13 protein-coding genes are annotated in these 8,534 nt (G+C 75.2%); 6 read left to right on the forward strand and 7 right to left on the reverse strand.

The window, feature by feature from the left end; all coding sequences use genetic code 11:
• Positions 1–9: 9 nt before the first annotated feature.
• Both V6U77_RS21150 and V6U77_RS21155 read right to left on the reverse strand, forming a co-directional pair.
• Positions 10–1,188: a PP2C family protein-serine/threonine phosphatase gene (locus tag V6U77_RS21150; RefSeq protein ID WP_334608171.1), complete on the reverse strand. Its 1,179-nt coding sequence runs from the start codon at positions 1,186–1,188 to the stop codon at positions 10–12.
• A 182-nt stretch (positions 1,189–1,370) separates the two neighbouring features.
• The gene (locus V6U77_RS21155; RefSeq protein ID WP_334608172.1) at positions 1,371–2,117 is read right to left on the reverse strand and encodes an SAM-dependent methyltransferase; all 747 of its coding nucleotides are present in this window, start codon (positions 2,115–2,117) and stop codon (positions 1,371–1,373) included.
• 119 nt (positions 2,118–2,236) lie between these two features.
• Between V6U77_RS21155 and V6U77_RS21160 the strand changes: the two genes are divergently transcribed.
• The 5 genes from V6U77_RS21160 (at position 2,237) to V6U77_RS21180 (ending at position 5,042) form a co-directional block, all read left to right on the forward strand.
• Entirely contained in the window at positions 2,237–3,118 is an 882-nt protein-coding gene (locus tag V6U77_RS21160) for a universal stress protein (protein ID WP_334608173.1), read from the forward strand.
• A gap of 54 nt (positions 3,119–3,172) precedes the next feature.
• Complete coding sequence (locus V6U77_RS21165; protein WP_334608174.1) at positions 3,173–3,868, forward strand: hypothetical protein; 696 nt, start codon at positions 3,173–3,175, stop codon at positions 3,866–3,868.
• On the forward strand, positions 3,865–4,212 hold the full coding sequence (locus V6U77_RS21170) for a transcriptional regulator (protein ID WP_334608175.1): 348 nt from the start codon (positions 3,865–3,867) through the stop codon (positions 4,210–4,212). The genes V6U77_RS21165 and V6U77_RS21170 overlap by 4 nt, the downstream gene beginning before the upstream one ends.
• 141 nt (positions 4,213–4,353) lie before the next feature.
• The gene (locus tag V6U77_RS21175; RefSeq protein ID WP_334608176.1) at positions 4,354–4,566 is read left to right on the forward strand and encodes a phosphatidylethanolamine-binding protein; all 213 of its coding nucleotides are present in this window, start codon (positions 4,354–4,356) and stop codon (positions 4,564–4,566) included.
• Entirely contained in the window at positions 4,563–5,042 is a 480-nt protein-coding gene (locus V6U77_RS21180; RefSeq protein ID WP_334608177.1) for a hypothetical protein, read from the forward strand. Before V6U77_RS21175 ends, V6U77_RS21180 begins: the two co-directional genes overlap by 4 nt.
• Here the strand turns inward: V6U77_RS21180 and V6U77_RS21185 are convergent.
• Positions 5,039–5,242, reverse strand: a complete 204-nt coding sequence (locus tag V6U77_RS21185) for a hypothetical protein (protein ID WP_334608178.1) — start codon at positions 5,240–5,242, stop codon at positions 5,039–5,041. The genes V6U77_RS21180 and V6U77_RS21185 overlap by 4 nt on opposite strands.
• Positions 5,243–5,362: 120 nt before the next feature.
• Here V6U77_RS21185 and V6U77_RS21190 point away from each other — a divergent pair, with 120 nt between their 5' ends.
• Positions 5,363–6,013, forward strand: coding sequence for a hypothetical protein (locus V6U77_RS21190; RefSeq protein WP_334608179.1), 651 nt, complete (start codon positions 5,363–5,365; stop codon positions 6,011–6,013).
• A gap of 4 nt (positions 6,014–6,017) precedes the next feature.
• On the opposite strand, the gene V6U77_RS21195 is transcribed toward V6U77_RS21190, so the two are convergent.
• The 4 genes from V6U77_RS21195 to V6U77_RS21210 form a co-directional block, all read right to left on the reverse strand.
• On the reverse strand, positions 6,018–6,188 hold the full coding sequence (locus V6U77_RS21195) for a hypothetical protein (protein WP_199184494.1): 171 nt from the start codon (positions 6,186–6,188) through the stop codon (positions 6,018–6,020).
• A 91-nt stretch (positions 6,189–6,279) separates the two neighbouring features.
• Positions 6,280–7,557 (reverse strand): hemolysin family protein, encoded by a 1,278-nt coding sequence (locus tag V6U77_RS21200; protein ID WP_334608180.1) that lies wholly within the window; start codon positions 7,555–7,557, stop codon positions 6,280–6,282.
• A gap of 1 nt (position 7,558) precedes the next feature.
• Positions 7,559–7,756: a hypothetical protein gene (locus tag V6U77_RS21205; protein ID WP_334608181.1), complete on the reverse strand. Its 198-nt coding sequence runs from the start codon at positions 7,754–7,756 to the stop codon at positions 7,559–7,561.
• Between the two features lie 40 nt (positions 7,757–7,796).
• Positions 7,797–8,534: SelB domain-containing protein (locus tag V6U77_RS21210; RefSeq protein WP_334608182.1), on the reverse strand; the 738-nt coding region annotated here is incomplete at its 5' end.

The raw sequence follows: 8,534 nt of genomic DNA on the forward strand, positions 1-8,534 counted from the left end.
CGACGGCTCTCACCCGTCCGCCCGCCCGACGGGCCCACGCCAGTCCAGGCAGACGACCACTGCGTCGTCACGCAGGTCGGCGTCCGCGTGCCAGGCGTGCAGTTCGCGCATCACCGTACCAACAGCCTCCGCCGGTGGTTGCAACCGAGTGGACCGCATCGCCCGCGCCATCGCCCGCTCCCCGTACGCCCCGCGGCCGCCGGGGTCGGCGGCCCACACCCCGTCGCTGACGACGAAGAGCCGGTCCCCCGGTTCCAGATCGAACTCCTGGATGTCGTAGCGGGCGTCGGCGAACATGCCCAGCGGCAGTTGCTGCTCGAGGCGGATGGGCGTCACCGTGCCCCCGCGCAGCCGCAGCAGGTGCGGGGAGCCGGCGTCCACCGCCCGCACCCGGCCGGTGACGGTGTCGAGTTCGAGCAGCAGCGTGGCCACGTACCGGCGACCACGGTGCTGGTAGTAGACCGTGTCGGAGGCCAGCTCGGCCTGCTCGGCGAGGCTGCCCTCGGAGCGCCGCGCGTTGCGCAGGGCGTTCACGGTGACGGCGGTCAGCAGCGCCGCCGCCAGCCCGATGCCGGCGCCGTTGAGGACGGTCACGGCGAGCCGGTCGTCGTCCACGGACCAGTCGAAGTGGTCTCCCCCGACCGTGTACGCCGGCTCCAGCTGGCCGGCGAGCTCGAACGCCGCGTGGCTCACCCCGCGTCCCGGCAGCAACTCCCACTGCATCTCCGCGGCCATGCTCAGCCGCTCACGCCGGCGGAGCCGGCGGTAGCGGTCGGTCTCGCGGTCCGCCGCACGCAGCACGACGGCAAGCTCGCCGGCGATGTCCGCGGCCCGTTCGACGACGCCCGCGTCGAGCGGGCCGGGCAGCTCGACCAGGAGCACGCCCAGCCGCTCCCCCCACACCGACAGCGGCAGGTAGAGCCGGCACCGACCCTCGTCGTCGGCGTCGACGACCGGCTGCTGGCTGCTGAAACAGCGCTGTGCCACGGTGTGGCAGGCCAGCAGGCCACCGTCGGTGAGGTTCGTGTCCAGCACCGGCCAGAGCCCGGTGATCCGGTAGTCGGCGAGGAACACGTCCGTGCGCGAGGCGCCGAGAGCGGACCGGATCGCCCCGTCCGCCGCCTCCACCACCCGGTCGGGCGGGGCCGCGCGAAGCGCACGCGAGACCCGCCCCGGTGCCTCCAACATGATCTTCCTTCCGGAAACTTGCCGTAGGGCAAGCATCATACGGAGGCCCCTCCCCCGTCCTCCGGGCGGGCGGGCATGACAGCCGGGGCGAGCCATCCGGCACACCGGGCGTACGCACGGCGCGGCGCAGCGCCGTCGCCTCGGGCGGCGCCGGCGCTGCTGTGCTGCGACGGGCGGCCGGGTCAGCCCGGCGAGCGGACTGCGATCCCGCCGTGGAAGGCGTCCGGCACCTGCGCCGGCGGGCCGTCCGGTCGCCACCGGGCGATCGGCACGATGCCGTCCTCGGTGGGCGTCCAGCGGCCGAGCAGCGGCCCGAACGCGGCCGGCGGACGCATCCGGAACGCCGGACCCATCATCGCGAGTGCCTCCGGGTGGGCGGCCAGCTCCTCGGTGTCGAAGTCGACGGCGAGCAGGCTGTCCGGTGCCGTCGCCTCGTAGAGCTCGTCGAGGGTGCGGGCCAGCGTCTCGTCGTCCAGGAAGGCGGCCAGGCCGAGGAAGACCACGCCGACCGGCCTCCTTCCCCAGCCCGGCACGAACCGGTGCAGCTGGGCGCGGTCGACCGTGCCGACGTCGGTGGCGTCGCCGTAGCCGTAGCCGGCCCGGTCGCTGTCGGCCAGCAGGCGCTGGCCGAGGCGGATGGTCACCGGGTCGACGTCGGTGTAGAGCACGGTGGCCTCCGGGGCGACCTCGTGCACGTTGCCCATCGTGGGCACGCCGGCGCCGAAGACGAGGAAGCTGTCCACCCCCCGCGCGACCATCGCCCGCACCGACCGCCCGAGGAAGGCGCGCAGCTCGCGGAAGACCGGCGCGCAGGGCCCGTACGCCTGCTCGAAGGCGCGCGCGGTCGCCACGTCGACCGGGTAGTGGTGCTCCCCGCCGAGCCAGAAATCGATCATTCGTGCGGTGCTCGGCTGGTCCGGCTCAACCATCGACGACGCTCCCTCCCCGGTGGGCGTGCACAGCGTACCCACCGGTCGGCCTGCGCGGTATCGGCACGCCGACAGGCGCCGGGCCGCGATACTGGCCGGGAAGCAGCGGGAGGTGGGCGGTGAACTCGGCGAACGGCGCGGCGGTGGTCGTCGGCGTGGACGGCTCGGAGTCGGCCCTGCGCGCCGTGCGGCTCGCCGCCGTCGAGGCGGCCCGCCGACTCCGGCCGCTGCGGATCGTGCACGGCTTCATCTGGCCCCTGCTGCGCGTCCCGGTCGACGCCCCCGCCGCCGGCCCACCCGGCGCCGGTCTGCGACACCAGGCCGAACAGATCGTCGCCGCCGCGGCGGACGAGGCCGAGGCGACGGTGCCCGGACTGCCGGTCTCCGGCGAGATCATCGACGGCGAGGCCGCCGCGGTGCTGCTCGGCGAGTCGCCGACCGCCGCGATGATCGTGCTCGGCGACCGGGGGCTCGGCGGCTTCTCCGCCCTGGTGGTCGGGTCCGTGGCGGTGCAGGTCGCCGCGTACGCCGACTGTCCGGTGCTGGTGGCCCGCGGCACCGACCGTCCCGAGGGGCCCGTCGTCGTCGGCGTGGACGGCTCCGAGACGTCCCGGCTCGCCGCGGAGTTCGCCATCGAGACGGCGTCGGTACGCGGCGCCGCGCTGGTCGCGTTGCACGCCTACCGTCACCCGACCTCCACCGGCCCGGGCGACATGCGACCGCTGGTGTACGACGACACCGAACTGCGCTCCGAGGAGGAGCGGGTCGTGGCCGAGACGATGGCCGGGCTGACGCAGCGGTGGCCGGACGTGCCGGTCAGCCGGGAGACCACCCGGGGCCGCCCCACCACCGTGCTGGCCGAGGCGGCCCGCCGCGCCCAACTGCTGGTGGTCGGCCGGCAGGGGCGCGGGGAGCTGACCGGCCTGCTGCTGGGCTCGGTGAGCCAGTCGCTGCTGCACCACGCCGACTGCCCGGTCGCGGTGATCCGCGCGCCACGCTGAACGGGCGCCAACCTGGCACTAGCGCCGACAGGTTTGCTGTGGAAACCTATTGGCATGATTGCTGAGTCGCTATCCGCCGGCGGCGATCCCCGCCGGCTACTGTCCGAGGTTCGCTCCCTGGCGCACCGGGTGCGTCTCGACCAGCGGATGACCTGGGTCGCGCTGCTCGTGCTGGCCGGAGTGACGTTCGTCGGGATCCCGTTCGACTGGCTCGGCATGACGGTGCGCTGTCACCCCGACACCAGCTGCGAATTCGCCCGGCGGGGCGTGCTGTACTACTGGCCGCCGGCGCTCCTGCTCGCCTACGCGGCGATCGCCGTCTCCTATGTGCGGGCTGCCCGGGCACGCGGGCTGGGTGCCCGGGTGTTGCCGTACGTGATCGCCGGCGCCGCGACGACCGTCGTGTTCACCGCCGCGTGGGTAGCCGCGTCCCTGTACTTTCCGAGCCACCCGGAGTCGATGCAGCAACTCTCGTACTGGTGGCTGGTGCTGGACCGGCTGGTCTCCCCCTGGAGCATGATCGGTGTCGCGCTGGTGGTGCTGGCCCGGATCGAGCGCAACATCGGGCTGCTGCTGTTCACCGTCGCCTACCTGGCCCTGGTGCTGCTGGTGCTGCCGATGAACGAGGGCTGGGGACTGGCAGGCTGGGGGCTCCAGGCCCGATTCGCGGTGCCGCAAGCCATCAGCGGCGCGGTGCTGCTGCTCGGCGCGGTCGGGTTCTTCACGGCGGCCCGCAGGCGGCAGCGGTGACAGCCGCGCCCGGCACCCCGGAACCGGCCGCCGGGCATCCGGTCACCGGGCTGGACGAGGTGGTGCACCAGCGGGCACGGCTGGGCATCCTTACCATCGCGCACGAGGCCCACCGGGTCGAGTTCGGCTACCTTCGCACCCACCTCGAACTGACCGCCGGCAACCTCTCCAAGCACCTCAGCGTGCTGGAATCGGCCGGCCTGATCGAGGTCGAGAAGGGCTACGAGGGCCGGCGCGGCCGCACCTGGATCACCCTCACCGCCGCCGGCACCACCGCGCTCGCCAACGAGATCGCGCGACTCAAGCAGCTCATCGCCCGCGTCGAGACGACCGACGGACAGTAGCGGCAACCGTCGGCCGACCAGCCGGCCCCGCCACCCCGGCGCACGGCGACCGTGCGGCGAACCGGTCGCGGGGTTGGTCCCCGCGCAGGCGGGTAGACGAGCGCGGTACGCCAACGGCGACGACGACCGGAGGAGGCAGTGATGCCAGGACCACGGCCGGGCAGCAACGCGTACGACAAGCAGCGGGCGCGCATCCGGAACGCGATCGACGATTCGGGACGGCGGGTGCCGGACGACAAGGCCAACGACGTGGCCAACCGGATCCTGCAGTCCGACCGGGGGCAGCGGGGGGTCGTGCGCGGCGATCGGGTCTACGGCCCCAAGGGCGAGCGCGAACCGGGCGACCCGAAGTGAGGGCGACGAACCTGGCCGACGGGGCGATCGCCGGCGCGGTCGGCAGCACCGCCCTGAACGTGGTCAGCTACCTCGACATGGTGCTGCGGGCGCGGCCGGCGAGCAGCACCCCCGAGGAGAGCGCCGGGCGGGTGGCCGAGGTGGCGCACGTGGACCTGGGGCCCGAGGACCGGGCGGCGAACCGCCGCTCGGGCCTCGGGCCCCTGCTCGGCTACGGGATCGGCGTGGCGGCGGGCGTCGGGTACGCCCTGCTCACCCGGGGCCGCCGGATGCCGCTGCCGCTGGCCGCCGGGGTGCTCGGCGGCGCCGTGATGACGATGTCCGACGGGTCGATGACCGTGCTGGGGGTGACCGATCCGCGCACCTGGCGCCGGTCGGACTGGCTGGCCGACCTGGTGCCCCACCTCGCGTACGGCGTGGCGGCCGCAGCCACCTGGAACCGGCTGCGGCCGCCCGTCTCGGGCCGAGGCTGCTAGCCCCGGGCGCTCTCGTCGTCGGCGACCGGCTCGGTGGCCGGGCCGTACGGCGACACCTGCCCACGGGGCACCGGGCGTCCCTCGTCGCCGCGCGACGAACCACGGTTACGCGGGTGCCCGGCGGGGTTGGGGCCCTTGCTGTCCTGGCTGGTGGCACCCTTGTTGTTGCGGCGGAACTCCTCCTGCTGCGGATTCACCACGGGTCTCTCCTTCCGGGGTTCGACCGTGTCCCACGTCGGTTACCCGTCCGCCCCAGCGGCATACCCGCCGGGGCGGACGGTCGCAGGGGTGGCCGCGCGCTGGACGGGTACACCCGGAGGATGGGCGACGACCGGAAGGTGGCGCGGGTCCTGCTGGAGCGGCGGGGCCGCACGTACGCCGAGGAGGCGGGCATCACGCTCGCCGACCGGCCCGCCCCGCTCTACCAGCTGCTGGTGCTCGCCACGCTGCTGAGCACCCGGATCCGGGCCCGGGTCGCCGTGGCGGCCGCCCGGGAGCTGTTCGCGGCCGGCTGCCGGACCCCGCAGGCGATGGAGGCGGCGAGCTGGCAGGCGCGGGTCGACGCGCTGGGCCGGGGCCACTACCGCCGCTACGACGAGCGGACCTCGACGATGCTCGGCACGGGGGCCCGCCTGTGCCTGGACCGCTGGCGCGGCGACCTGCGCCGGCTGCACCGCGACGGCGGCGGCGAGCCGGCCGGGCTGCGCCGGCTGCTGACGCAGTTCCCCGGCATCGGCCCCACCGGCGCGGACATCTTCCTGCGCGAGGCGCAGGTGGTGTGGCCGGACCTGCGCCCGTACGCCGACCGGCGGGCCCTGGCCGGCGCGGAACGCCTCGGCCTGCCCGGCTCGGTGGACAGGCTGGCCGGGCTGGTCGACCCGGCCGACTTCGGCCGGCTCGCCTCCGCGCTGGTGCGGGTGGCCCTCGGCGAGGAGTCCGCGGGCGAGGTCACCCGGGCCGCCGCCGCGTGAGAACCTACTTCACCGTCTTGTCGCCCGGCTTCGTCAGGTGCCACACCAGCAACGCCGCCAGCAGCGCGAGCACGACGAGCCCACCGGAGACCCCGCGGCCGTCCTCCTCGCTGCGGCCGGTGGTGCCGAAGTAGATCACCGCGAGCCCGGCCAGCACGGTGACGAACGTCCGCATCCCTCGGTCCTTCACGTACCGGAAGCTATGACCCGGCACGCCTGGTGCGCAGCCGTTTCGTCCGTTTCCATCCGGCGGGGTGTCTGTCGGTTCAGGGGCCGGTGGAGAAGCCGCGCAGCCGGACGCGTCGGATCACCCGGCCGGCGACCTCCACCACCTCGACGGTCAGCCCCGGCAGGTGCACGGTCTCCCCGGGAGCCGTCGGCAGGCGCCCCAGCCCGGCCAGCACCAGCCCGGCCACCGTCGTGTACTCCCGCGACGGCCGGAAGTGCAGGCGCACCCCGACGTCGGCCAGGTCGTGCAGCGGGAAGTCCCCGGGCACCAGCAGCGAGCCGTCCGGTTCCCGGGTCACCCCGGTCACGTCCCGGTCGGTCTCGTCGTACAGCTCCCCGACGACCTCCTCCAGCAGGTCCTCCATGGTCACGATGCCGTCGACGCCGCCGTGCTCGTCGACGACGAGGGCGAGCTGCTGGTGACACAGCCGCAGCTCACGCAGCGCGTCGGAGACGGGCAGGGTGCCCGGCAGCAGCAGCGGCGGGCGGGCCCGGTCGGCGACCGTCGCCGCGTCCGCCCCGACGAGTTCGCGGATGTGCACCACGCCGCACACCTCGTCGAGCCCACCCGGGCCGACGACCGGGGCTCGGGAGCGCCCCGAGGCGGCGAGCCGGCGCAGCCCGTCGGCGGCGGGCAGTGTCGTGGGGAGCACCGTCACGTCCAGCCGGGGCACCAGGATCTCCCGCAGCGTCCTCCCGGCGATGTCGAACGCGCCGGTGAGGATCTCCCGCTGCTGCGCGGACAGTCCCCGCTGGCTGACCAGCATCTCCCGCAGCTCGTCCTCGGTCATCTCCGTGCGACTGGCCCGGGGATCCCCGCCGGCGAGCCGGACGACCCCGTCGGTGGCCCTGCTGAGCAGCCAGACCGCCGGCCGGGACAGCCGGGCCAGCAGGTCCAGCGGGCCGGCGCTGACCAGCCCCCAGCGCTCCGCGCGCTGCATCGCCAGCCGCTTGGGGGCCAACTCGCCGACGACCAGCGTGACGAAGGTCAGCAGGACGGTGACCAGGACGATCGCGGCGCCGCGCGCGGCCCCGCCGAGGAAGCTCAGCGGTCCGACCAGCGGCTCGGCCAGGGAGACCGCGGCGGCGGCGGAGGCGAGGAAGCCGGCGAGGGTGATGCCGAGCTGGATGGTCGCCAGGTACCGGTTGGGGTCGCGCACCAGCCGGGCCAGCCGCTCCCCCGAGCCGCTGCGCCGGCCCAACTGCCGCACCTGCCCCTCGCGCAGCGTCACCAGCGCCATCTCGCTGCCCGACAGGGCGGCGTTGACCAGCACCAGCACCGCCACCAGCGCGAGCTGACCGAGCTGCGCCCCCATGTCAGTCGACCTCCAGGTCGTCGAGGGAGATCTTGTGCGTCATCAGCCACCGGGCCAGCGCCGACATCCCGAACAGCCACAGCGGCGCGGACTCGGTGGTGCCGTTGGTCGCGAAGACCGCGAAGCGCAGGTCCGGCGCCCGGTACGCCTCGATCCGCCACTTGTGCTGCCTGTCCCGCCAGACCGCGGAAGGGTCCATGGCGTCACGCTAGGCGACCGTCCGCCCCGCCGGGGCGGCTTCAGGACCCGGCCGTGACCACGACCCGCGCGTCGTTGGGCAGCCGCCGGGTCACGCCGCGGCGGTCCAGCAGCTCCAGCAGCGGCACCGCGACCCGGCGGGTGGTGTCCAGCGCCCGCCGGGCGGCGCTGAGGGTGAACGGCTGGGGCAGCCCGGCCAGCACCCGCACGGCGTCGTCGGCCGCGCCGGGCAGCAGCACCACGTTCTCGGCCAGCCGCAGCAGCGCCCCCGCGCGTACGGCCGCGCCGATCTCCCGGGGACCCAGTCCCAGGTCGGCGAGGCGCTCGGCCTCGGGGGCCCGGAACGGGCGGTCGGCGTACTCGGCGCGGACCCGGGCCACGGCCCGGGCCACCGGTTCCGGCAGCGCGTCGGCCGCCGACGCGGTGATCCGGCCGGCGCGCAGCCGCAGCGGCGGCCGGACCAGCGCCTCGACCAGCGCCCGCTCGGGCAGGTCGAGGCGCTGGCGCAGCAGCTCGACGGGGGCGCCCGGCTCCAGCGGGTGCTCCCGGGCGTGCCGGGCGACCTCCTCGACCAGCCGGGCGCCGAGGGCCCGCCAGTGCTCCGGGTCGGCCAGCCAGTCGCCGGCGACCGGCCGGGCGGTGACCTCGACGCCGGTGCGGATCAGGTCGGCGGCCCGCGCCAGCCGCCGCCGGCGCAGCTCGCCGGCCAGGTCGCCGCGGCCGTCCACCGTCGCCAGCACGGCCGCGCGGGCGGCCGCCGCGCCCCGACGAAGGCGGAT

It is taken from the genome of Micromonospora sp. CPCC 205546 (genome assembly GCF_036902715.1).
Taxonomy (GTDB): domain Bacteria; phylum Actinomycetota; class Actinomycetes; order Mycobacteriales; family Micromonosporaceae; genus Micromonospora.